The 19,251-nt window shown below is 55.1% G+C and carries 20 protein-coding genes; 5 read left to right on the top strand and 15 right to left on the bottom strand.

What is annotated here, in order from left to right; all coding sequences use genetic code 11:
• The first annotated feature begins 192 nt into the window (after positions 1-192).
• Both A4308_RS04025 and A4308_RS04020 read left to right on the top strand, forming a co-directional pair.
• Complete coding sequence (locus tag A4308_RS04025; RefSeq protein WP_014885337.1) at positions 193-1,524, top strand: amino acid permease; 1,332 nt, start codon at positions 193-195, stop codon at positions 1,522-1,524.
• 20 nt (positions 1,525-1,544) lie between these two features.
• The gene (locus A4308_RS04020) at positions 1,545-2,846 is read left to right on the top strand and encodes an L-cysteine desulfidase family protein (protein WP_023338811.1); all 1,302 of its coding nucleotides are present in this window, start codon (positions 1,545-1,547) and stop codon (positions 2,844-2,846) included.
• Positions 2,847-2,885: 39 nt separating this feature from the next.
• Here A4308_RS04020 and A4308_RS04015 read toward each other — a convergent pair whose 3' ends face one another.
• Positions 2,886-3,587 (bottom strand): pirin family protein, encoded by a 702-nt coding sequence (locus tag A4308_RS04015; RefSeq protein WP_014885335.1) that lies wholly within the window; start codon positions 3,585-3,587, stop codon positions 2,886-2,888.
• Positions 3,588-3,691: 104 nt separating this feature from the next.
• Between A4308_RS04015 and A4308_RS04010 the strand changes: the two genes are divergently transcribed.
• Complete coding sequence (locus tag A4308_RS04010) at positions 3,692-4,594, top strand: LysR family transcriptional regulator (RefSeq protein WP_014885334.1); 903 nt, start codon at positions 3,692-3,694, stop codon at positions 4,592-4,594.
• A 41-nt stretch (positions 4,595-4,635) separates the two neighbouring features.
• Here A4308_RS04010 and A4308_RS04005 read toward each other — a convergent pair whose 3' ends face one another.
• The 11 genes from A4308_RS04005 to A4308_RS03955 form a co-directional block, all read right to left on the bottom strand.
• Positions 4,636-5,001, bottom strand: a complete 366-nt coding sequence (locus A4308_RS04005; RefSeq protein ID WP_014885333.1) for a DUF805 domain-containing protein — start codon at positions 4,999-5,001, stop codon at positions 4,636-4,638.
• Between the two features lie 107 nt (positions 5,002-5,108).
• Positions 5,109-6,095: a glutathione S-transferase family protein gene (locus A4308_RS04000; RefSeq protein ID WP_014885332.1), complete on the bottom strand. Its 987-nt coding sequence runs from the start codon at positions 6,093-6,095 to the stop codon at positions 5,109-5,111.
• 71 nt (positions 6,096-6,166) lie between these two features.
• Complete coding sequence (locus A4308_RS03995; protein ID WP_023338810.1) at positions 6,167-6,559, bottom strand: DoxX family protein; 393 nt, start codon at positions 6,557-6,559, stop codon at positions 6,167-6,169.
• Positions 6,560-6,839: 280 nt separating this feature from the next.
• Positions 6,840-7,136 (bottom strand): YqjK-like family protein, encoded by a 297-nt coding sequence (locus A4308_RS03990; protein WP_063308474.1) that lies wholly within the window; start codon positions 7,134-7,136, stop codon positions 6,840-6,842.
• Positions 7,133-7,531 carry a phage holin family protein gene (locus A4308_RS03985; protein ID WP_014885329.1) on the bottom strand — a complete coding sequence of 133 codons (399 nt, stop codon included), beginning with the start codon at positions 7,529-7,531 and terminating at the stop codon, positions 7,133-7,135. Before A4308_RS03985 ends, A4308_RS03990 begins: the two co-directional genes overlap by 4 nt.
• Before the next feature lies 1 nt (position 7,532).
• The gene (locus A4308_RS03980; RefSeq protein ID WP_008503141.1) at positions 7,533-7,838 is read right to left on the bottom strand and encodes a DUF883 family protein; all 306 of its coding nucleotides are present in this window, start codon (positions 7,836-7,838) and stop codon (positions 7,533-7,535) included.
• 29 nt (positions 7,839-7,867) lie between these two features.
• A complete protein-coding gene (locus A4308_RS03975; RefSeq protein WP_014885328.1) occupies positions 7,868-8,236 on the bottom strand; it encodes a DUF1090 domain-containing protein in 369 nt (122 codons plus the stop codon).
• Between the two features lie 143 nt (positions 8,237-8,379).
• Positions 8,380-8,763, bottom strand: coding sequence for an EnvZ/OmpR regulon moderator MzrA (gene mzrA, locus A4308_RS03970; protein WP_014885327.1), 384 nt, complete (start codon positions 8,761-8,763; stop codon positions 8,380-8,382).
• 2 nt (positions 8,764-8,765) lie between these two features.
• Positions 8,766-9,428, bottom strand: a complete 663-nt coding sequence (gene yqjA / locus A4308_RS03965; RefSeq protein WP_014885326.1) for a DedA family general envelope maintenance protein YqjA — start codon at positions 9,426-9,428, stop codon at positions 8,766-8,768.
• A 343-nt stretch (positions 9,429-9,771) separates the two neighbouring features.
• A complete protein-coding gene (gene exuR / locus A4308_RS03960) occupies positions 9,772-10,548 on the bottom strand; it encodes a transcriptional regulator ExuR (RefSeq protein ID WP_014885325.1) in 777 nt (258 codons plus the stop codon).
• Positions 10,549-10,729: 181 nt separating this feature from the next.
• Positions 10,730-12,028: an MFS transporter gene (locus A4308_RS03955; protein WP_014885324.1), complete on the bottom strand. Its 1,299-nt coding sequence runs from the start codon at positions 12,026-12,028 to the stop codon at positions 10,730-10,732.
• 474 nt (positions 12,029-12,502) lie between these two features.
• On the opposite strand from A4308_RS03955, the gene uxaC reads away from it, so the two are divergent.
• Positions 12,503-13,915, top strand: a complete 1,413-nt coding sequence (gene uxaC, locus A4308_RS03950) for a glucuronate isomerase (protein WP_014885323.1) — start codon at positions 12,503-12,505, stop codon at positions 13,913-13,915.
• A 17-nt stretch (positions 13,916-13,932) separates the two neighbouring features.
• A complete protein-coding gene (locus A4308_RS03945; protein WP_045281420.1) occupies positions 13,933-15,420 on the top strand; it encodes a UxaA family hydrolase in 1,488 nt (495 codons plus the stop codon).
• A gap of 93 nt (positions 15,421-15,513) precedes the next feature.
• Here the strand turns inward: A4308_RS03945 and sstT are convergent, their stop codons facing one another.
• The 3 genes from sstT to A4308_RS03930 form a co-directional block, all read right to left on the bottom strand.
• Positions 15,514-16,755, bottom strand: coding sequence for a serine/threonine transporter SstT (gene sstT / locus A4308_RS03940; protein ID WP_023331360.1), 1,242 nt, complete (start codon positions 16,753-16,755; stop codon positions 15,514-15,516).
• Between the two features lie 211 nt (positions 16,756-16,966).
• Positions 16,967-17,932, bottom strand: a complete 966-nt coding sequence (locus A4308_RS03935; protein ID WP_045281421.1) for a TerC family protein — start codon at positions 17,930-17,932, stop codon at positions 16,967-16,969.
• Between the two features lie 251 nt (positions 17,933-18,183).
• Positions 18,184-19,182, bottom strand: a complete 999-nt coding sequence (locus tag A4308_RS03930) for a Gfo/Idh/MocA family protein (RefSeq protein WP_014885319.1) — start codon at positions 19,180-19,182, stop codon at positions 18,184-18,186.
• Positions 19,183-19,251: the final 69 nt, after the last annotated feature.

Raw genomic sequence — 19,251 nt, 5'->3', positions numbered from 1 at the left:
AAAGAATTAAAAAAAGAAATTTTTCCTCCAGTCCTTGAAAATCCTCATAAAACTTGTGACTTTTTTCTCCCTCGCTCCGGATATGATCTTCCCACACCAATAACAAGCACCTGCTGCCCTCTGACTCGCAATCGCTGGCGATCGGAATCTAATAAAAACAACTGTTTACCCTACAAAATAAGCGAGTACCCAATGGATACGGCAACAAACAGCAGTGTGATTGTGAATGATTCCCCTGCGGCAAGGCGGGCGGGAATGAGTGAAAGCGAGTGGCGAGAAGCGATTAAATTCGACAGCACCGACACGGGGTGGGTCATCATGAGTATCGGGATGGCCATCGGCGCGGGGATTGTTTTTCTCCCTGTGCAGGTTGGATTAATGGGATTGTGGGTCTTTTTGCTCTCGTCGATTATTGGTTATCCGGCCATGTATCTGTTCCAGCGTTTGTTTATTAATACGCTGGCGGAGTCTCCGGAATGCAAAGACTACCCAAGCGTAATTAGTGGTTACTTAGGTAAAAACTGGGGCATCCTATTAGGTGCGCTCTATTTCGTGATGCTGGTGATCTGGATGTTTGTTTATTCCACTGCCATCACCAACGACAGCGCATCGTATTTGCATACTTTCGGTGTGACCGACGGGTTGCTGTCTGACAATCCCTTCTACGGTTTATTCCTGATCTGCATTCTGGTCGCCATTTCTTCACGCGGTGAAAAGCTGCTGTTTAAGGTCTCCAGCCTGATGGTGCTGACCAAACTATTCGTGGTTGCCGCGCTGGGGCTGTCGATGATTGGCCTCTGGCATTTAGCCAATGTGGGCATGCTGCCACCGGTGGGTCTGCTGATTAAAAACGCCATTATTACGTTGCCCTTTACGTTAACCTCCATTCTGTTTATTCAGACTTTAAGCCCGATGGTTATCTCGTACCGCTCACGGGAAAAGTCCGTTGAAGTGGCGCGACACAAAGCATTGCGGGCAATGAATATCGCTTTTGGCGTACTGTTTGTGACGGTCTTCTTTTACGCAGTCTCTTTCACCCTGGCAATGGGACACGACGAAGCGGTCAAAGCCTACGAGCAGAATATCTCTGCCCTGGCGATCGCGGCGCAATTTATCAGCGGCGACGGTGCGGGCTGGGTCAAAATCGTCAGCGTAATTCTCAATATCTTTGCCGTGATGACGGCGTTCTTCGGCGTCTATCTGGGCTTTCGTGAGGCCACGCAGGGGATCGTGATGAACGTCCTGCGCCGCAAAATGCCAACAGAGAAAATCAATGAAAGCACCGTCCAGCGCGGCATCATGTTATTCGCCATTCTGCTGGCCTGGAGCGCGATTGTCTTAAACGCGCCGGTATTGAGCTTCACCTCCATTTGTAGCCCTATCTTCGGCATGGTGGGCTGCCTGATCCCTGCATGGCTGGTCTATAAAGTGCCAGCACTGCATAAATATAAAGGCGTGTCGCTGGTGATTATTGTTATCACCGGGCTGCTGCTTTGTGTTTCTCCTTTCCTCGCATTCTCCTGAGGGTAATTAAGGTCGTAACGATGTCTGAGCAAACTCATCCTTTATGGAATCAATTTATTCGCGTGGTGCAGGAAGAAGTTAAACCTGCACTGGGGTGCACCGAACCCGTTTCTCTGGCGCTGGCTTGTGCAATTGCCGCAGAGCACCTGTCAGGCGACGTAACACATATTGAGGCGTGGGTATCGCCGAACCTGATGAAGAACGGGCTGGGCGTAACGGTGCCGGGTACCGGAATGGTCGGGTTGCCGATTGCGGCGGCGCTGGGCGCCATCGGTGGTAATGCGCAGGCGGGGCTGGAGGTACTGAAAGATGCCAGCGCGGATGCGCTGGTACGGGCTAAAGCGCTGCTGAATGCCGGTCAGGTGCAGGTGAAACTTCAGGTACCGTGCGAAGAGATTCTCTACTCACGAGCCTGTGTATACGCCGGTGACGCCTCGGCGATGGTGACTATCGCGGGCGGGCATACCCGTGTGGTGGAAGTGGTGTGTCAGGGCGAAACGCGCTTCAGGCTGGACGATCAACAGGCAGAGGCAGGGAGTGCCCCCCTGGCGGTGCTGTCAACCACGACGCTTTCGCAGATCCTGGAGTTTGTCGAGCAGGTCCCGTTCGATGCGATCCGGTTTATCCTTGATGCCGGGCGTTTGAACGATGCGCTCTCACGCGAAGGGCTCAGCGGGCAATGGGGATTGCACATTGGTGCGACGCTCGATAAACAGCGCACCCGCGGATGGATGGCACAGGATCTGGGTTCAGATATTGTTATCCGCACCAGCGCGGCCTCGGATGCCCGCATGGGCGGTGCGACACTGCCAGCGATGAGTAATTCCGGGTCAGGAAACCAGGGGATCACCGCGACTATGCCGGTTGTTGTTGTGGCTGAACACGTTCAGGCTGACGACGAGCGGCTGGCGCGGGCGCTGATGCTTTCACATCTGTCGGCCATTTATATCCACTACCAGCTTCCGCGCTTGTCCGCATTGTGTGCAGCAACGACGGCGGCAATGGGCGCAGCGGCAGGTATGGCGTGGCTGATGGACGGAAGCTACAAGACGGTTGCGATGGCAATCGGCAGTATGATCGGGGATGTCAGTGGGATGATCTGTGATGGCGCCTCCAATAGCTGCGCGATGAAAGTCTCCACCAGCGTCAACAGTGCCTGGAAAGCAGTCATGATGGCGCTGGACGATTCTGCCGTAACGGGCAATGAGGGGATTGTGGCGCACGATGTGGAACAGTCTATTTCCAACCTGTGCGCACTGGCGTGCCGCTCGATGCAGGCAACGGATCGGCAGATTATCGAGATTATGGCGAGTAAGGTGTAAAGAATACCCCTCTCCCGTTTGGGAGAGGGGTAAGGTTAATTACACCGGTAAATCAATCAGTAGCGCCCGCAATGCCGTATCGGCCTCCAGGGTAATATTCGCTTCATCACGAATAAACGCCCCGTCACCACAGGTGAGCGCCTCTTTCTCTTCCGTATGCGTTACGGCATGCACCGTACCGTGGATGGACTGTAAATACGCACGCGGTCCATGAAGCTGGAAGCTCGCCTGCTCACCTTTCTTCAGTTCGATATGATGCAGCCATACCTGCTGACGCAGCTGCAGGCTGCCTTTGCTGCCATCAGGCGACGCAATCAGCTGCTGCTTATCGCCCGTTAAATCTACCTTTTGTACCAGCGGATTTTCCCGCTCAGGGCAGGCGTCCAGCCACAACTGCATACGGGTCAGCGTTTTATCTTTGCTGAGGTTATGCTCGCTGTAACTGATGCCCGGCTGCGTGGAAATTAACAACGCTTCGCCAGCCTTTGCCTGGACATGATTGCCCTCGCTATCGCGGTATTCTGCCTCGCCTTCCAGGATCAGGTTCAGGATATCGACTTTCGGGTACGTACGCGGCTGGAAGGACGCGCCAGGGGCGAGCACTTCCTGGTTCAACACGCGTAATGAAGCGTAACCGAGGAGTTTAGGGTCAAAGTAGTGTCCAAAAGAAAAGGTGTAGCGGGCCTGCAGCCAGCCGAAATCGGCTTGTCCGCACTGTTTAGCTGTTCTTGTCGTAATCATAAACTTGACCTCTCTTTACACTAAAACAATGGTAAAGGTATGGACGCTGCATTGTTAGCCAGATATTCTGCCCGGTATGTTCAAATTTCCTGAATGAGAACGAGATGGCTAAAGAGAGAGCTTTGACGCTTGAGGCGCTTCGCGTCATGGACGCGATTGACCGGCGCGGCAGTTTTGCGGCAGCCGCTGATGAACTGGGGCGCGTTCCGTCGGCGCTGAGTTACACCATGCAGAAGCTGGAAGAGGAGCTGGACGTGGTGCTGTTTGACCGCTCCGGTCATCGAACAAAATTCACCAACGTGGGCCGAATGCTGCTGGAGCGCGGTCGCGTGTTGCTGGAAGCGGCGGATAAGTTAACGACCGATGCCGAAGCGCTGGCGCGCGGTTGGGAAACCCATCTGACGTTAGTGACCGAAGCGCTGGTGCCTACTGAAGCGCTGTTCCCGCTGGTTGACCGTCTGGCTGATAAAGCGAACACGCAGCTGTCGATCATTACCGAAGTGCTGGCAGGCGCGTGGGAGCGCCTGGAGACGGGCAGGGCGGATATCGTTATTGCGCCGGATATGCACTTCCGCTCGTCGTCGGAAATCAACTCGCGCAAGCTCTACAGCGTGATGAACGTTTACGTTGCCGCACCCAATCACCCGATTCACCAGGAGCCAGAGCCGCTCTCTGAGGTGACGCGCGTGAAGTATCGCGGCGTGGCGGTCGCTGATACCGCGCGTGAACGTCCGGTGCTGACGGTGCAGTTGCTGGATAAACAGCCTCGTCTGACGGTCACTTCACTGGAAGACAAACGACAGGCGCTGCTGGCCGGGCTTGGCGTGGCAACCATGCCGTATCCGTTTGTGGAAAAAGATATTGCGGAAGGGCGTCTGCGCGTTGTGAGCCCGGAGTACACCAGCGAAGTGGACATTATTATGGCCTGGCGCCGCGACAGCATGGGCGAAGCCAAATCGTGGTGCCTGCGCGAAATACCCAAACTCTTTGCGCACCACAACAAATAAGCGTGTAGGCCCGGTAAGCGTAAGCGCCACCGGGCAATAATTTACGCAGCGATCTTAGGATCCGGACCAAAGCGGTTTTCGCCCGGCGTACCGGACTGGCAGTTGAAGATCAAAATCACAATCCATCCCACGATCGGGATCAGCAGCAGCAACAGCCACCACGCCGAACGATCGGTATCGTGGAGACGTCGAAACTGCACGGCCCAGGAAGGCAACAGAATAAATAAGCCGTAAATTGAGGTGAGAACGCCTTCCCCGCTCGCCCACTCCCAGCCCAGAATTTTATCCACGATGCTTAGCACCAGCGCGAAGATGAAGTTCACCAGAATGAACATCCAGTACTCTTTGCGGCGGGCGCGGCCACCAAATCCAATATAGTTGCGCAGTACGTTTAAATACCAGTCCATTTTTCCTTGCCTCAATAATCGGTCAATCACTTGTTTTTTAAGCGATCGAGATAAGGATAGATGGAGATTGTGAATTAAAAAAGGGCATCTGGTGATGCCCTTGATATTTATCCAAAACGCACGTCGCGACCGTGCGGCTCATCCAGATCCTGCCACGGGCCGATGGAGATAATGCCCGTCGGATTAATGGTCTTGTGGCTGCGGAAATAGTGGGTGCGGATATGGTCGAAGTCGACCGTTTCGGCAATGCCCGGCATCTGGTAGATGTCGCGCAGGAAACCATACAGGTTCAGATAGTCACTGATACGATGCTTGTCGCACTTAAAGTGAGTGACATAGACCGGATCAAAGCGCACCAGCGTGGTCCACAGACGAATATCGGCTTCCGTCAGGCGGTCGCCTGTCAGATAGCGATGCTGGCCGAGGATCTGCTCCAGACGCTCCAGCGATTCAAACACTTTCCCGACCGCGTCGTCATAGGCTTCCTGGCTGGTCGCAAACCCGGCTTTATAGACACCGTTGTTGACGTTGTCGTAGATCCAGCTGTTCAGCTCGTCAATTTTATCGCGCAGCTCAACCGGGTAGTAGTCCCCGGCGCGGGCGCCGTGTGCATCAAACGCGGTATTAAACATGCGGATGATTTCCGCAGATTCGTTGCTGACAATCGTCTGGTTTTTCTTGTCCCACAGTACCGGGACAGTAACGCGTCCGGTGTAGTGCGGATCGGCGCGCAAATAAAGCTGGTAGAGGAAATCGTGGTGGTAAAGATCGTCGCCGGTCGCGGCGGGGAAATCACTGTCAAACGTCCAGCCGTTTTCCAGCATCAGCGGGTTGACCACCGAAACCGGAATGAGGGATTCAAGGCCTTTAAGTTTGCGCACAATCAGCGTGCGGTGTGCCCACGGGCAGGCCAGAGAAACATAAAGATGATAACGATCTTTCTCGGCCGCGAAGCCGCCTTCACCGCTCGGGCCAGGTGCGCCATCGGCGGTCAGCCAGTTACGGAAGGCCGAAACAGAGCGCTTAAAGCGTCCTCCGGTGGATTTTGTGTCATACCAGACATCCTGCCAGACGCCGTCTACGAGTTGTCCCATTTTTTCTCCTCCGTCAGATAGCAAAAGCGAGGAGATGTCTCCTCGCTTTGTGTTTATTCAGTATAGCGTGCTTACCACTTCTTATTCAGAAGGCGGTCGATGCTGTATGCGCCCGGGCCAGTGACTGCCAGCAGCAGGAAGCCACCCGCGATGGTCAGGTTTTTCATGAACATCAGAGAGTTCACGCCTTCCGCAAAGTTGCTGTGGAAGATGAACGCTGTCAGCACGGTGAAGCCCGCGGTAAACAGCGCGGTGGTACGGGTCAGGAAACCTAACAGAACCGCCAGACCGCCGCCGAACTCAAGCAGAATGGTCAGAGGCAGCAGGAACCCCGGCACGCCCATGGCTTCCATGTACTGCTGGGTACCCGCATAACCGGTGATTTTTCCCCAACCCGCTACGATAAACAAGATTGGCATCAGAATACGCGCTACCAGTACACCAACATCTTCTAATTTTTTCATTTTACTCTCCAGGAAACCACATCAGCGGCTGAACTTTATTTGTGTGCAATTCCGGGTAGATACCGCGGATTTGCTGTCGATGGAGAGGATAATAAACGGGGCGGGTGACAATTGTTAGCAAGGAAAACTGTCAATCTTCTTCAAAGATATTGAGTAAAAAGAAGTGCGCGCTGGTGCCCTCACCCCAACCCTCTCCCACGGGGAGAGGGCGCAAAAACAAAAAACGGTAACCTGAGTTACCGTTTTGCTTTTACCTCGAAGCCGCCACCCGGCGAGAAGGCTACCTCAACTGCTGCTGACGCAACGTCGCTTTCATCAGACGCCAGGCGCTCCAGGCACCAAAACCGCGGCGTGCCCAGCGGATGAGCATATTTGGATGACGAACCGTCCAGATAGCCATTACGCTACTGCCGACCAGCGCCCATGAACGCAGGCTCAGAAAGGTATTCCAGCCACGGTCAAACCGCCGCGTCGCGTCAATCCAGTCGCGACGGCTGGCAGAAAGATCCAGCCGTTGCTGCTGGATCTGACTCAACAGGTAGGCTTTGCGCTTCTGACGTTCGGCTTTATCGCTCACGGCTTGTCATCCTCCAGCAGGGCGCGATCGTTAGCCAGCTCCTGACGCGTATGGCGCAGGAAAGTCGACTTGCGTGCTTTGCGCAGCGTCCAGATGCCGCCAATCAACGCGGCGACCAGCAAAACGACGGTGGTGGCAATCATCGCGTTGAGTCGATACTGCGGATCAATGGCCCAGATGATTAACACCATCAGGCTCATCAGACCAAACGCGGCGAAGAGCATGGTCAGGCCGAGCATCAGCAGCATCTGGAAGAGATTTGCTTTCTCCTCTTCCAGCTCGACCACTGCCAGCCGGACGCGCGTTTCGGCAATCCCGACCAGCGTGGTTAAAATACGCTGGCCGATGCCGAGGACGTTGTTAGCAGGCCCTTGTGCGTGACGAGGATCTTCCATATCAACGACGCGTCAGAAGAACACCCAGTACCACACCGACGGCGGCACCAATACCTACCCCCGTCCATGGATTATCGCGCACATATTCGTCCGCGCGAGCCGCCGCTTCACGGGTCTGTTTTGCCAGTGCATCACCGGTTTCACCCAGGCGGTAGCGGCTCTCTTTCAGCGCCTGCTCCGCTTTGCTACGCAGCTTGCTCACTTCTTCTTTCGACTTGTCGGCGGAAGAGTTCAACACCTCTTCAAGGGTATCGGCCAGGGATTTCAGTTCAGCGCGCAGATGTTCAGACGTCGTATCTTTTGACATGATTCTCTCCTGTTGAGATTTCCGTTAACTCAATAATCGCGAGCTTCCAGCGCTTTCAGGTCGTCCTGCGCTTCTTTCAACTTCTTCTCGCGCTTAGCAATTTTTTCCGCATCCCCTTTCTCTTTCGCTTCCTGCAGGTCTTGACGGCGCTCGGCTATCTCGTCCTTCTGTTCAGCGATTTTTTTCTGATGATCGGCACGTAGCTTGCTGTCTGTACAGTTTGCTTTCACTTCGCTCAGCGCTTTTTTAAGACCATCAACACGGTGCTGATTGTTATGCTTTTCGGCATAACCGATCTCACGCTGAATATCCTGTTCTTTCTCCTGACAGAGAGAGTTGGCGAAGGTCGCTGTGCTTAAAGAAAAAAGGGCCAGAGCCAGAGTCATGCGGAATTTCATTATCGAAACCTTCCATTGTGTTGCGGCGTAAGCCGCTTTCCAGAATGATGCGGAGTACATTCGAGGGGTGCTCCGCGTACTTAAGCATAGTAAGTAAACGGGGGATTCACCAAAGTGAGTGAAAAGATTCGGAATCCTGGTAATTATCCAAACCGATGCGACGTATCGCGAATCAATGACAGCCACGCCGCTGGCTGGTTGTCATCTTCCTGCTGGGCAATGATATACCCACGCGGCAGCGTACGGTCAAGAACCGCTTTCGCCGCAGCGCTCTGCGTGCGGGAGTCAAACTTGATCAGTAGCACATCGTCTTTCGGCGTAATGCTTTTAAAGCGGATCCCGTTCGCGTCCAGATGATGCCAGACAGAGAAACCGTCGGGCACGCTGGCGCCCTGATTAACCGGACGAATGGCCAGCGTAGATTCCTCATGTGAAAGCGCGCTCCAGGCCAGCAGAAGGGCGCAGAGGAACATCAGTACAATGAATGCACAGGCAGAACGGCGCAGGGCGAGGGGAGAGATAACCATCGTTAACCTCGCGCTCCGTACTTTTTCTTCCACAGAACGACCAGCGAGCCAATCAGGCCGAAGACCAGCAGAACCACTGGAAGCAGCATCAGACAGGACATCAGCTGATCTTCATATTTCATGAAGACCGGCGTTTTACCCAGCGCATAGCCCAGCGTCGTCAGGATCAGCACCCACAGCAGGCCGCTCATCCAGTTAAAGAACTGGAAGCGCGTGCTGCTCAACCCGGACAGCCCGGCAATGGTGGGCAGCAGGGTGCGCACAAAGGCAATAAAGCGGCCCATCAGCAGTGCGGAAAGCCCGTGCTTATGGAAAAGGTGATGCGCCCGCTGGTGGTAATGCGCCGGCAGATGAGAAAGCCAGTTCTGTACGATCCGGGTATTGCCCAGCCATCTTCCCTGGATATAACTCACCCAGCAGCCGAGGCTGGCCGCGATGGTCAGTAATAAAACGGTTTGCGGGAATGCCATTGCCCCTTTGGCACACAGCACACCGACAAGCACCAGCAAACTGTCACCCGGTAAGAAGGCCGCAGGCAGCAAACCATTCTCCAGGAACAGGATCATAAATAAGACAAAATAGAGCATGCCAATCATGGAAGGGTTGGCCAGCGTTTCAAAATCCTGCGCCCAGAGGGCTTGCAGTAGTTGAGTCAAAAGTTCCATTCAGTGTTCCTGGAAATCGGTTAACGTCACGCCTGTTAGCCGGGACAAACAGTACGGCGACATTGTTGTGATTTCATTATGGTCGCTCGCGGACACATTGCGGTGTGGCCAACACTGTTCCCTGTTAATTGGCTGGTTAGCAAGCACTAACTTACAAAATAACGAAGTGAATCCAATTGTAACAAAGCCCAACGTTCTGCGTCACAGAATTTGCAGGGTGAGGTGATTTTGGCGTAAGCCCTGGAAGTGAGCGAGGGGATTTACAAAGGCTGACACTATATATGTTTTGCTTACCCACTTAAGCTGGAAGGCGCAGCGAAGCGCCTGCCAGCAGAAAGGTCATCTATTTTGCGGCACTGGGTGCCGTATCAAGATGAACCACTGGATTATCAGCAAAAAGATAGCGGTCTGCGTTAAATTCGAAGTCGTCGCTGGTTTCATTGAACAGCATCTGCTTGGTGTTTTCCAGATGTTGCCACATCGCCAGTTTTGCCGCGTGAGGATCTTTACGAATCAGCGCCTTAAGGATTTGATCATGATCGTCACACCAGTTGTCGACGGTGCGGGAATCGATATGATCGTGCAGTTTTTTCCAGTAAGGGTTGTGAACGCGCTGAGTCCACATTTTCTCAACGATTGCCGCCAACGCCGTATTCTGGGTTGCCAGCGCAACCTGGACGTGAAACTGCAGGTCCCACTCAGAATCCCGGAAACATTTTTCTTTGCGGGCGTTCTCCTGGATTTCCATTAACTTCATGATGTCCTGCTTGGTCACCTGCGTCGCGGCAAATTCGGCAATATTGCTTTCGATTAACTGGCGAGCCTGGAGCAGCTCAAACGGACCATAGCTGGCGAATTCCAGACTTTCATCCGTTACCGGAGAGTGTTTAGGCTGATTGGAAATCACATGAATACCGGAGCCTTTGCGGACCTCAACATAGCCTTCCACTTCCAGCATGATAATGGCTTCACGCACGACGGTACGGCTCACGCTTTTTTCATCGGCAATGAAACGCTCGGCGGGAAGTTTATCACCGACAAGATAGACGCCTTGCTCGATGCGATCTTTCAGCTCCGCAGCAAGTTGTTGATATAAACGACGTGGTTCGGTGATGTCCATATGCGCTCCAGGCAGGGTACGGCAGATGATTTGTTATACCACTTCTGCGTGCCACTCTCCAGATTTTGACATGAAAAAAGCCGCTACGGAGCGGCCTTTAATACCCGGCGGCGCTTCGCTTGCACGGGCCTACGGGTTTTGTAGGCCGGGTAAGGCGAAGCCGCCACCCGGCACAGCGATGCTAACTCTGCGTAGCCGGTTTCCCGAGCGTCTCTTTCTGCAGATCCTCGGCGGATTTGTTTTTCAGTACCGTCCAGATCACTACCGCACCCATCAGGTCGAAGACGGCCAGCACGGCGAACAGCGGGCTAAAGCCGATGGTGTCTGCCAGGGCACCCACTACCAGCGCAAACAGCGTACTTGCAGTCCATGCCGCCATCCCGGTCAGGCCGTTAGCGGTGGCGACTTCATTACGGCCGAAGACGTCAGACGAGAGCGTAATCAGCGCGCCGGAAAGTGACTGGTGAGCAAAACCGCCAACGCACAGCAGCGCGATAGCCACGTAAGGGCTGGTGAACAGGCCAATCATCCCCGGTCCAATCATCAGCAGCGCGCCCATGGTCACGACCATTTTACGGGAGACAATCAGGTTCACACCAAACCAGCGCTGGAACAGCGGGGGCAGGTAGCCACCCACGATACAGCCCAGATCGGCGAACAGCATCGGCATCCAGGCGAACATCGCGATCTCTTTCAGGTTAAAGCCGTAGACTTTAAACATGAACAGCGGGATCCACGCGTTGAACGTCCCCCAGGCAGGCTCAGCGAGGAAGCGCGGCAGGGCAATACCCCAGAACTGACGGGTGCCCAGGATCTGCCAGACGGACAGTTTCTTGCCGTTGTTGACCTGATGCTGCGCTTCCTGACCGCCAATAATGTATTCGCGTTCTTCTTCGGAGAGTTTTTTCTGGTCGCGCGGATGCTTGTAGAAAATCAGCCACGCCATTGCCCATGCGAAGCTCAGCACGCCTGAGATAATGAACGCCAGCTGCCAGCTGTGCATCACGATAGCCCACACCACCAGCGGCGGTGCAATCATCGCGCCAATCGACGACCCCACGTTGAAGTATCCGACAGCAATGGAACGCTCTTTCGCCGGGAACCATTCGGAGCTGGCTTTCAGCCCTGCCGGGATCATTGCCGCTTCGGCGGCACCTACTGCACCACGCGCCAGCGCGAGCCCGCCCCAGCTGCCTGCCAGCGCCGTTGCGCCACAGAAAATGGCCCAGGTGACGGCGAAGAAGGCATAGCCGATTTTGGTGCCTAAAATATCCAGAACATAGCCAGCAACCGGCTGCATAATGGTATAAGCCGCGGAGTAGGCCGCAATGATGTAGGAATATTGCTGGGTTGAAATGTGCAGCTCTTCCATTAGCGTAGGCGCCGCCGCCGCTATGGTGTTACGCGTCAGGTAGCCCAGCACGGTGCCCAGCGTCACCAGTGCGATCATATACCAACGTAACCCTTTAATTTTACGCATCTAAAACCTCATCGTTATGTTATTTCCGTGCCAGAGCACGGCAACCTCTCAACCGTTTCCGGGAGCAGCTGTGTAACGGGAGGGGCGTAGCCGGAAGGTGTTTCCGGAACGGCCCGAACTTTGCCATCAGTAAGCGTCTTTCAGTCGGTATCCGTACCGTTAAATCCGATGTTTCACACCGGCAATGCATTCCGTCGGCTTATGGTTTGCGACGGCGAAAAGATAACTTGTCATACAACTTTAAAAGGTGAGTGACATCACAAATGTATGATTATTTGTGTGGGCATTCTGCTTTGCGGATGAAGCCAGTACTGGCGCGGGGTGGAGAAGAGTTTACGTCATTCAGGGGGATTTATTTGTTGGCGTTTATTGATCTTACTCACGAAAAAAACGTCTGCCGATGGAAATTGGTGTGATAACTTTGCAGCATATGAACATACGCTTTCTGACGCTCCCGTAATGAGGATGACGATAATGACGCCGTTTATGACTGACGATTTTCTGCTAGATACCGAATTTGCTCGCCGTCTGTACCATGACTATGCCAAAGACCAGCCGATTTTCGACTACCACTGCCACTTGCCGCCGCAGCAGGTTGCTGAAAATTACCGTTTCAAAAACCTGTATGACATCTGGCTGAAGGGTGACCACTATAAATGGCGTGCGATGCGCACCAACGGTGTGGCTGAGCGCCTGTGTACCGGCGACGCCAGCGACCGCGAGAAGTTTGACGCCTGGGCCGCGACAGTTCCACACACGATCGGCAACCCGCTCTTTCACTGGACCCATCTGGAACTGCGCCGTCCGTTTGGCATCACCGGAAAACTGCTTTCACCTGCCACTGCGGATGAAATCTGGGACCAGTGCAACGAACTGCTGGCGCAGGATAATTTCTCCGCACGCGGTATCATGAAGCAGATGAACGTGAAGATGGTGGGTACCACCGACGATCCCATTGACTCCCTGGAACATCACGCTGTCGTGGCGAAAGATACCTCTTTCGATATTAAAGTGTTGCCAAGCTGGCGCCCGGACAAAGCTTTCAACATCGAACAGGCCACCTTCAACGATTACATGGCGAAGCTGGCCGAGGTGTCCGATACCGATATCCGCCGTTTCGCCGATCTGCAAACCGCGCTGACCAAACGTCTGGATCACTTTGCGGCACATGGCTGTAAAGTCTCTGACCATGCGCTTGACGTGGTGCTGTTTGCGGACGCCAGCGAAGCCGAGCTGGACAGCATTCTGGCGCGTCGTCTCTCGGGTGAAACGCTTAACGAGCACGACGTGGCGCAGTTTAAAACGGCGGTGCTGGTGTTCCTCGGTGCGGAATACGCCCGTCGCGGCTGGGTACAGCAGTACCACATCGGCGCGCTGCGCAACAACAACCAGCGTCAGTTCAAACTGCTCGGTGCTGACGTGGGCTTCGACTCCATCAACGATCGCCCGCTGGCGGAAGAGTTATCTAAACTGCTGAGCAAACAGAACGAACAAAACCTGCTGCCCAAAACCATCCTGTACTGCCTGAACCCGCGCGATAACGAAGTGCTGGGCACCATGATTGGCAACTTCCAGGGCGAAGGGATGCCGGGCAAGATGCAGTTCGGTTCCGGCTGGTGGTTCAACGACCAGAAAGATGGCATGGAGCGTCAGATGACGCAGCTGGCACAGCTTGGCCTGCTGAGCCGCTTTGTCGGCATGCTGACTGACAGCCGCAGCTTCCTGTCCTATACGCGCCATGAATATTTCCGCCGCATTTTGTGCCAGATGATTGGCCGTTGGGTTCACGCAGGCGAAGCGCCAGCCGATATCCAGCTGCTGGGCGACATGGTGAAAAACATCTGCTTTAACAATGCGCGTGACTACTTCGCCATTGAACTGAACTAAGGCCGTCTGAGGTTGATATGCAATACATCAAAATCCATTCGCTGGATAACGTTGCCGTCGCGCTGGCAGATTTGACCGAAGGGACGGAAGTGACCTTCAACAACCAGTCGCTGACGTTACGCCAGGCCGTTGGGCGTGGACACAAGTTTGCCCTGATCCCCATTACGAAAGGGGAGAACGTGGTGAAGTACGGCTTGCCCATCGGTCATGCACTGGCGGATATTGCGCCGGGTGAATATATTCATTCCCACAACACCCGCACAAATCTGAGCGATCTTGACGAGTACAGCTATCAACCTGATTTTCAGTCGGAAGAAGAGCAGGCGGCGGATCGGGACGTGCAGATCTACCGTCGTGCGAACGGTGAGGTGGGGATCCGCAACGAGCTGTGGATCCTTCCAACCGTCGGCTGCGTGAACGGCATCGCACGCCAGATCCAGACGCGTTTTCTGAAAGAGACACACGATGCCGAGGGTACCGACGGCGTACATCTCTTCAGCCATACCTACGGCTGTTCGCAGCTCGGCGACGACCATATCAACACCCGCACCATGCTGCAAAACATGGTGCGCCACCCTAACGCGGGAGCGGTGCTGGTGATTGGCCTCGGCTGTGAAAACAACCAGGTCGATGCCTTCCGCGACACGCTGGGCGAATTTGACCCGGCGCGCGTTCATTTTATGGTGTGTCAGCACCAGGATGACGAAGTGGAGGCGGGCGTGGAACATCTGCACCAGCTGTACGAGGTGATGCGTCACGATAAACGCCAGCCGGGCAAGCTAAGCGAGCTGAAGTTTGGTCTGGAGTGCGGCGGGTCCGATGGCCTGTCCGGCATCACGGCGAACCCGATGCTGGGCCGCTTCTCGGATTACGTGATCGCTAACGGCGGCACAACGGTGCTGACCGAGGTGCCGGAAATGTTCGGCGCAGAGCGCATTCTGATGAGCCACTGCCGCGACGAAGAGACGTTTGAGAAGACCGTCACCATGGTGAACGACTTCAAACAGTACTTCATCGCCCATAATCAGCCGATTTATGAGAACCCGTCGCCGGGTAACAAAGCGGGCGGGATCACGACGCTTGAAGAGAAATCCCTCGGCTGTACCCAGAAAGCGGGGGCAAGCCAGGTCGTGGACGTCCTGCGTTACGGCGAGCGCCTGAAAACCCACGGTCTGAACCTGCTGAGCGCACCGGGTAACGATGCGGTCGCCACCAGCGCGCTGGCGGGGGCTGGCTGCCACATGGTGCTGTTCAGTACCGGTCGCGGCACGCCGTACGGTGGCTTTGTGCCGACGGTCAAAATTGCGACTAACAGCGAGCTGGCGGCGAAGAAAAAGCATTGGATTGATTTCGACGCAGGCCAGCTGATTCACGGCAAAGCGATGCCTCAGCTGCTGACGGAGTTCGTGGACGCCATCGTGGCGTTTGCCAGCGGCAGACAGACCTGCAATGAGAAGAACGATTTTCGCGAGCTGGCGATCTTTAAGAGTGGTGTGACGCTTTAGGTTGAGTGCGCGCTGGTGCCCTCACCCCGGCCCTCTCCCACGGGGAGAGGGTGAAAACATTAAAAGCGGCAACCAGAGGTTGCCGCTTTGCTGTTAACCTCGCAGAGCGTTCTTCGCTAAACGCGCGTCTTCCGCCTGACAGGCCGCTGCGGTGAACAGCACATCGGTTGAGGAGTTCAGCGCCGTTTCGCAGGAGTCCTGCAATACGCCGATGATAAAGCCGACGGCCACAACCTGCATGGCGATCTCGTTCGGGATACCGAACATGTTACATGCCAGTGGGATCAGCAGCAGCGAGCCACCCGCCACGCCGGACGCGCCACAGGCACACAGAGAAGCCACCACGCTCAGCAGCAGCGCCGTTGGTAGATCGACCGGAACACCTAAGGTATGCACCGCTGCCAGGGTCAGCACGGTGATGGTGATTGCCGCGCCCGCCATGTTCACGGTCGCACCCAGCGGGATCGACACGGAATAGGTATCGCGGTCCAGATTCAGCTTCTCCGCCAGCGCCATGTTAACCGGGATATTTGCCGCAGAGCTGCGGGTGAAGAAGGCATACACCCCGCTCTCACGCAGGCAGGTTAGCACCAGTGGATACGGGTTGCGGCGGATCTGCCAGAACACCAGCAGCGGGTTGATCACCAGCGCCACCAGCAGCATACAGCCGACCAGAACAACCAGCAGCTGCGCGTAGCCCCACAGCGCGTCGAAACCGGTGGTGGCCAGCGTGGAGGAGACCAGCCCGAAAATACCGATTGGCGCAAAACGAATCACCAGTTTCACCATAAAGGTGACGGCATTCGATAAATCGTTGACCAGATTTTTCGTGGTCTCGTTGCCGTGACGCAGCGCGAAGCCCAGACCAATCGCCCAGACCAGGATGCCGATGTAGTTCGCGTTCATCAGCGCCGTGATGGGGTTGGATACCATGCTCATCAGCAGACCGCGCAGCACTTCCACAATGCCGGACGGCGGTGTGATGTCACCGGCCGCGCTGGTCAGGTGCAGCGTAGACGGGAACAGGAAGCTAAATACCACGGCCGTTAAGGCAGCGGAGAAGGTTCCCAGAAGATACAGGAACAGAATAGGGCGAATGTTGGTTTTTTGTCCGTGCTGGTGGTTGGCAATGGAGGCCATGACCAGCATCAGAACCAGAACCGGTGCGACGGCCTTCAGGGCGCCAACAAAGAGGGTGCCGAGAAGCCCGGTGGCTTCTGCAGCGGGTTTTGACACCATTGCCAGCAGAATGCCCAGTACCAACCCGACGAGAATTTGTTTAACGAGGCTGCCCTGCGCCAGGCGCGCGAACAGACCGCTTGATTGTGTGCTCATACGTTATTCCTGAGTGAAATTGCGTTCCATCCTGTATGTGCTCTAAGTCACATTTATGTCCGGATGTAAGTATTTGTTTGCCTGGTTGAGTATCAGGGAAAGCAGGGCAAGGCGGAAGAGTAAAATGCTGGATTTTACGTGTTGCGTCATGTTTTTTAACTATTGGTTAACGGAAATGCCGGGTGGCGCTGAGCTTACCCGGCAAAACGCACTAAACCTGCTGCTTCTTATCGTGCTGGCGGTTAACCCAGGTATTGATAATCAGCGTCACGATCAGAATGCCGAACACCACGCCGAGCGAGATAGCGATCGGGATATGGTAGAAATCGACGATCAGCATCTTGATACCGATGAACACGAGGATCACCGACAGGCCATACTTCAGCATCGAGAAGCGCTCTGCGGCACCTGCCAGCAGGAAGTACATGGCGCGCAGGCCAAGGATCGCGAACAGGTTAGAGGTCAGGACGATGAACGGATCTGTCGTCACCGCAAAGATGGCCGGAATGCTGTCTACGGCGAAAATCACGTCGCTCAGCTCAACCAGAATCAGCACCAGCAGCAGCGGGGTGGCAAACAGCAGACCGTTCTTGCGCACGAAGAAGTGCTCGCTCTCGATCTTATCCGTCATGCGCAGGTGGCTGCGGATCCACTTCACCAGAGGGCGATCGCCAATCGCGGAGCCGTCTTCTTTCGCCAGCGCCATTTTGACACCGGTAAACAGCAGGAACGCGCCGAAGACGTACAGCAGCCATTCGAACTGGGTAATCAGCCAGCTACCGGCGAAGATCATGATCGTACGCAGGATAATCGCACCCAGCACGCCATAGACCAGCACACGGCGCTGCAGCGACGCAGGCACGGCAAAGTAACTGAACAGCATCAGCCAGACGAAGACGTTATCGACCGCGAGGGCTTTTTCAATCAGATAGCCGGTGAGGAAGGCGAGCGCCTGAGGATCGGCCACCGCACGGCCTTCGGTTGAGGCCAGGTACCACCAGAAGGCAGCACAGAAGAGCAGAGAGAGGGTGACCCACACCAGGGACCAGACGGCGGCCTGCTTTATGGACATGCCGTGCTCGCCGCGACGCCCCTGCAAAAAGAGGTCGATCGCCAGCATGATGAGCACGACAACCGCGAATCCGCCCCACAACATTGGAGTGCCGACAGAATGCATACTATTTTCCTTACACATAAAAAACAAAAACGGCTAAGGTCAGAAGACGATAGCCGTTAGCTTTTTATGCATAGACCTCGCCTTCCGGCAAGGTCTCACTTACAACCACGAAGGTTGCCCGGCGACCGGATGCGATTTTGCACGCATCGTAATGACGATCCACCGGCGAAGAAGTTACTCCCCTTTGCAGGTAACAAAATATGTCAGACCATCGGTTTCGTCAATGGTCTGCGCCTTTTCATTACACAGCTTTACGCGATAGCTTCTGCGCCCACGCCGTCTGCCGGGAACACCACGCCGGTCTGACGGCGGATCTCCGTTTGCAGCTTCGCCGTGGTGCGGCTCACCGCGAGGCCCGGGTGATTCACTTCGTTGTCTTCCACGAGACGGGCGAAGACCTCTGCCTCATAGAGCATAGTGTTAATGTGCTGAGGCTGCGTCAGCTCCTGCGCTTTACCGCCGCGCGGCACAAAGCTCACTTTCTGACACTCGGAAATCTTCTCAATCACCAGCGACCCGGCTTCGCCCTGAATTTCGCTCGGCAGCACAGAATCACTGACTTTAGAGTGCTGCAGCGTGACGCTGAAATCGCCGTAATCCAGCACCACGACCCCGTGCGCATCCACACCGCTTTCCAGCAGGCTGGCCGTGGCCGTGACGCCGTGCGGCTCGCCCCACAGCGCGATTGCAGAGGCCAGACAGTAAAAACCGATATCCATAATCGAGCCGTTAGAGAAGGCCGGGTTAAAGGTATTGGGGTTCTCGCCGTCCAGATAACGCTGATAGCGCGACGAGTACTGGCAGTAGTTGATGAAGGCTTTACGCACTTTGCCTATTTTCGGCAGCGACTGCTGCAATAGCAGGAAATTCGGCAGGCTGGCCGTTTTGAACGCTTCGAACAGCACCACCTGGTTTTCGCGGGCAAGCGCGATGGCGGCTTCCACTTCCTGGATATTCGACGCCAGCGGCTTCTCGCAAATCACATGCTTTTTATGGCTGAGAAACAGCTTCGTTTGGGGGAAGTGCAGGGAATTCGGGCTGGCGATATACACCGCGTCTATGGCGTCGCTTTGCGCCATCTCGTCGAGAGAGGTGAAGAGATGCTCGACGAGGTAATCATTCGCAAAACTCTGCGCCTGCTCAAGGCTGCGGGAATAGACTGCGGTGAGTTTAAGTTTGCCGGTTTCGTGGGCGGCGTCGACGAACTGGCGCGTGATCCAGTTCGTTCCAATGACTGCGAAACGTATCATAAACGTTTACGTACTCCGTAGCGGGGAACCTTTAACCACTGTAGCACGTCATCATGACAATTCGCGTGC

Source organism: Enterobacter sp. ODB01 (genome assembly GCF_001623605.1).
GTDB classification, from domain to species: Bacteria; Pseudomonadota; Gammaproteobacteria; order Enterobacterales; family Enterobacteriaceae; genus Enterobacter; species Enterobacter kobei.
The sequence above is the reverse complement of the archived record's forward strand: the minus strand, read 5'-3'. Positions and strand labels throughout refer to the sequence as shown.

Excerpts from the sequence above, each read along its gene's own strand:
- A4308_RS04020 (WP_023338811.1), top strand. The coding sequence starts at position 1,545 with ATGTCTGAGCAAACTCATCCTTTATGGAATCAATTTATTCGCGTGGTG.
- A4308_RS04025 (WP_014885337.1), top strand. The coding sequence starts at position 193 with ATGGATACGGCAACAAACAGCAGTGTGATTGTGAATGATTCCCCTGCG.
- A4308_RS03955 (WP_014885324.1), bottom strand. The coding sequence starts at position 12,028 with ATGCGTAAAATTAAAGGGTTACGTTGGTATATGATCGCACTGGTGACG.
- uxaC (WP_014885323.1), top strand. The coding sequence starts at position 12,503 with ATGACGCCGTTTATGACTGACGATTTTCTGCTAGATACCGAATTTGCT.
- A4308_RS03930 (WP_014885319.1), bottom strand. The coding sequence starts at position 19,182 with ATGATACGTTTCGCAGTCATTGGAACGAACTGGATCACGCGCCAGTTC.
- A4308_RS04005 (WP_014885333.1), bottom strand. The coding sequence starts at position 5,001 with ATGGACTGGTATTTAAACGTACTGCGCAACTATATTGGATTTGGTGGC.
- A4308_RS03995 (WP_023338810.1), bottom strand. The coding sequence starts at position 6,559 with ATGAAAAAATTAGAAGATGTTGGTGTACTGGTAGCGCGTATTCTGATG.
- exuR (WP_014885325.1), bottom strand. The coding sequence starts at position 10,548 with ATGGACATCACCGAACCACGTCGTTTATATCAACAACTTGCTGCGGAG.
- A4308_RS03935 (WP_045281421.1), bottom strand. The coding sequence starts at position 17,932 with ATGCATTCTGTCGGCACTCCAATGTTGTGGGGCGGATTCGCGGTTGTC.
- sstT (WP_023331360.1), bottom strand. The coding sequence starts at position 16,755 with ATGAGCACACAATCAAGCGGTCTGTTCGCGCGCCTGGCGCAGGGCAGC.
- A4308_RS03975 (WP_014885328.1), bottom strand. The coding sequence starts at position 8,236 with ATGAAATTCCGCATGACTCTGGCTCTGGCCCTTTTTTCTTTAAGCACA.
- A4308_RS04000 (WP_014885332.1), bottom strand. The coding sequence starts at position 6,095 with ATGGGACAACTCGTAGACGGCGTCTGGCAGGATGTCTGGTATGACACA.
- mzrA (WP_014885327.1), bottom strand. The coding sequence starts at position 8,763 with ATGGTTATCTCTCCCCTCGCCCTGCGCCGTTCTGCCTGTGCATTCATT.
- yqjA (WP_014885326.1), bottom strand. The coding sequence starts at position 9,428 with ATGGAACTTTTGACTCAACTACTGCAAGCCCTCTGGGCGCAGGATTTT.
- A4308_RS04015 (WP_014885335.1), bottom strand. The coding sequence starts at position 3,587 with ATGATTACGACAAGAACAGCTAAACAGTGCGGACAAGCCGATTTCGGC.
- A4308_RS03985 (WP_014885329.1), bottom strand. The coding sequence starts at position 7,531 with ATGGAAGATCCTCGTCACGCACAAGGGCCTGCTAACAACGTCCTCGGC.
- A4308_RS03980 (WP_008503141.1), bottom strand. The coding sequence starts at position 7,838 with ATGTCAAAAGATACGACGTCTGAACATCTGCGCGCTGAACTGAAATCC.
- A4308_RS03945 (WP_045281420.1), top strand. The coding sequence starts at position 13,933 with ATGCAATACATCAAAATCCATTCGCTGGATAACGTTGCCGTCGCGCTG.
- A4308_RS04010 (WP_014885334.1), top strand. The coding sequence starts at position 3,692 with ATGGCTAAAGAGAGAGCTTTGACGCTTGAGGCGCTTCGCGTCATGGAC.